This window comes from Frankia sp. AgB32, from assembly GCF_023243045.1.
Lineage (GTDB): Bacteria > Actinomycetota > Actinomycetes > Frankiales > Frankiaceae > Frankia.
This window is the reverse complement of the sequence record NZ_JALKFX010000143.1, coordinates 1-2,723: the sequence shown is the minus strand read 5'-3', so window position 1 is coordinate 2,723 and position 2,723 is coordinate 1. Positions and strand designations below refer to the sequence as shown.

Sequence of the window (2,723 nt, the reverse complement as noted above, 5' to 3'; positions counted from 1 at the left end):
GGGTCTGTTGCATTGGGGGAAGGCTGGGCATGGTTGGCCCTGCCGAGCGGGTGATCAGATCGCGAGGGTGAGCTCGGTAAACGCGGCTTTCAGTCGTGCGTGCGGGTCGGTGTCGATCCCGAGTTCGTAGTGGCCGCGGCGGATGTACTGGACGAACGCATGCCCTACGCTGATCGTCTGGGCAGAGCGCAGGCGTTTCAGTCCGCGCATGGGCCGGAGTCCGGCTTTCAGGCGGCTGTGGTCGGATTCGATCCGATTGTTCTCCCGTGCGGCATCGACGTGGCAGGCCCCGGGAAGCAGTTCGTGTACACAGTTACGTGATCAGCATCGATGTCGCGCTCAGCGAGCAGCTCCTCGATGTCCCGGTACGACAGCGCGAACCGTAAGTACCAGCGGACCGCCAGCACGATCACCTCGGGTGGGAGCCGGAACCCGGCGAACTCCGATGTCGGAGCCGGTGGATGGACACGACGTCGGCGCATCGTTCGATCATGACTGATCGGCAGCCGCGTGATGGCGGACTTCGCCGATGCAACAGTGCCGTCGGCGGCCCGGCTGCGGGCGAACCGGCCGCTCGACTACGTCCCGGGGCTCATGCACGGCGACTACCAGTTCGCCAACGTGATGTTCGCGCACGGCGCGCCGGCACAGCTCGCGGCGATCGTCGACCGGGGGATGGGCACCGTCGGCGACCCGAAGATCGACCTTGGGTGGACGGTGCACAGGGCTGGCCCGCGGACCCCGCCGACCCGGTGGCCAGCCGCACCGGCTACGCCGACCTGCACCTCATGCCCACCCGGGACGAGCTGCTCAGCCACTACGCCGCGGTCTCCGGGCGGCAGGTCGACGACATCGACTACTATGTCATTCTCGCGAAATGGAAGCTCGGCGTTGTTCTCGAACAGGGCTTCCAGCGGGCCGGCCCGCACGACACGAAACTCCAGGCGTTCGGGCCGAACGTGCTACAGATGATGCGCGAGGCCGCGGAACTCGCCGCGACCACCGACTACGCGCACCCGGGAGACCAGATATGACGATGCCGGACAGTGAGGCCGCCGGGAGCGAGCTCGTCCTGGAACGCCGCGACGCGGTTCTGATCGCCCGGCTGAACCGGCCGCAGGCGCGCAACGCGCTGAACGCGCCGCTGATGCGCGGCATCGGTCGCGCCGTTCTCGACGCCGAGGCCAACCCGGAGATCCGTGTGCTGATCATCACGGCGACCGGGGACCGCGCGTTCTGTGTCGGCATGGACCTGAAGGCCTTCAGCAGTGGGGCCAGCTTCGCCGCGACCGACGAGCGCGGGCAGGCGGAGATGGACGCGTTCATGCGGCTGACCGAAGGCAACGTCCGTGTCCCGATCATCGGCGCCGCGAACGGCACCGCCGTCGGCGGCGGGTTCGAGCTGCTGCTGAGCTGCGACCTGGTGGTGGCCTCGGCCGCGGCGAAGTTCGGCCTGCCGGAGGTCAAGCGCGGGCTGATCGCGGCCGGCGGGGGCGTCGTGTTCGTCGGCAACCGCATCCCGCTGGCGCTGGCGCTGGAGCTCGCGCTCACCGGCGACTACATCCAGGCCGACCGTGCCCAGGCGCTCGGCCTGGTGAACACCGTCGTCCCGCCGGAGGAGGTGCTCGACGCCGCGCTCGCGCTGGCCGGGCGGATCGCCGCGAACGGCCCACTGGCCGTCGCGGCCAGCAAGGAGGTCGTCCGCCTCGCCGCCGCCGACCCCGGCGCCGCGTGGAAGCGCCTGAGGGAGCTGCAGCCGGAGATCTTCGCGACCGAGGATGCCAAGGAGGGTGCCATGTCGTTCATCGAGAAGCGCACCCCGCAGTGGAAGGGTCGTTAGTGCGGGCGGCGCTCTGCCGCGAGTACGGGCCGCCAGAGGTGGTGCGGGTCGAGGACGGCGTTGAGGTGCCGTCGCCCGGGCCGGGGCAGGTGGGGTGCGGATCCGGGCGGCGGCGGTCAACTGCCCGGACGTGCTGCTCGTCGCCAACTCCTACCAGCTGACGGTGCCGACGCCGTTCGTGCCCGGCAGCGAGTTCGCCGGTGAGGTCGTGGAGGTCGCGCCGGACGTGCGCGCCGTCGCGGGCGGGGACCGGGTGTTCGGCGTTGTCACGGTGGGCGCGTTCGGCGAGCAGATCGTGGTGTCCGCCGGGGATGTGCGGCCCATACCGCCAGGCGTCGACGATCGGCCACCGGTCCGAGGAGCCGCCCGGGACGACCGCGAACTCCTGGCGCTGCTCGCGGACGGGACGGTGCGCCCGCACATCGGCGCGAGCTACCCGATGGACGAGGGCGTCGCGGCGCTACGGCACGTCGCCGACGGCCGGGCCGTCGGCAAGGTCGTGCTCGAGGTCACCCCGACCACCAGCCACATCGGCTAGCGCCGGCCAACCACCCGGCCGGCCAACCACCCGGCCGGCAGGGACGCCGCCGGCCGGGGCGGCCGGTCTGGTCAGTAGGCGATGAAAAGGATCTCGTCGCGGCTGTACTCGTGGCCCGGGTGGTTCTCCGCGAGGTGCGCCTGAGCCTTGGCCACCAGGTCGTCCTCGTCCGCGCCCTGGATCATCTCGCCGCACGGGCAGCTCAACCGAGTCTTCAACGCGTCTCCTCTCCCCCGGGGGGGGGGCGCCCCCCCCCCCGGCCCCCCCCCCGGCCCGGCCGGGGCCCGCTCACGCTGCGGCTGACCTTCGACGACCGCGCCGGGTTCGACCTCACCGAGGCCGGCA

3 protein-coding genes and 3 pseudogenes are annotated in these 2,723 nt (G+C 71.3%); 3 read left to right on the top strand and 3 right to left on the bottom strand.

Annotation, left to right across the window (positions count from 1 at the left end; genetic code table 11):
- Positions 1-54: 54 nt before the first annotated feature.
- Both MXD60_RS26080 and MXD60_RS26075 read right to left on the bottom strand, forming a co-directional pair.
- A pseudogene (locus tag MXD60_RS26080) lies at positions 55-303 on the bottom strand (DDE-type integrase/transposase/recombinase); the annotation flags it as partial.
- Between the two features lie 2 nt (positions 304-305).
- Positions 306-413: pseudogene (locus MXD60_RS26075) on the bottom strand (IS6 family transposase); the annotation flags it as partial.
- A gap of 130 nt (positions 414-543) precedes the next feature.
- Here MXD60_RS26075 and MXD60_RS26070 point away from each other — a divergent pair.
- From MXD60_RS26070 to MXD60_RS26060, 3 genes and pseudogenes are all read left to right on the top strand, one after another.
- Positions 544-1,034 (top strand): annotated as a pseudogene (locus tag MXD60_RS26070) (phosphotransferase); the annotation flags it as partial.
- 2 nt (positions 1,035-1,036) lie between these two features.
- Complete coding sequence (locus tag MXD60_RS26065; protein ID WP_248822333.1) at positions 1,037-1,840, top strand: enoyl-CoA hydratase-related protein; 804 nt, start codon at positions 1,037-1,039, stop codon at positions 1,838-1,840.
- Positions 1,841-1,934: 94 nt separating this feature from the next.
- The gene (locus MXD60_RS26060; RefSeq protein ID WP_248822331.1) at positions 1,935-2,378 is read left to right on the top strand and encodes an alcohol dehydrogenase catalytic domain-containing protein; all 444 of its coding nucleotides are present in this window, start codon (positions 1,935-1,937) and stop codon (positions 2,376-2,378) included.
- Positions 2,379-2,449: 71 nt separating this feature from the next.
- On the opposite strand, the gene MXD60_RS30535 is transcribed toward MXD60_RS26060, so the two are convergent.
- A partial coding sequence (locus MXD60_RS30535; protein ID WP_248822329.1) for a hypothetical protein occupies positions 2,450-2,723 on the bottom strand: 274 nt, incomplete at its 5' end.

Coding starts and splice junctions, on each gene's coding strand:
- MXD60_RS26065 (WP_248822333.1), top strand. CDS start 1,037: ATGCCGGACAGTGAGGCCGCCGGGAGCGAGCTCGTCCTGGAACGCCGC.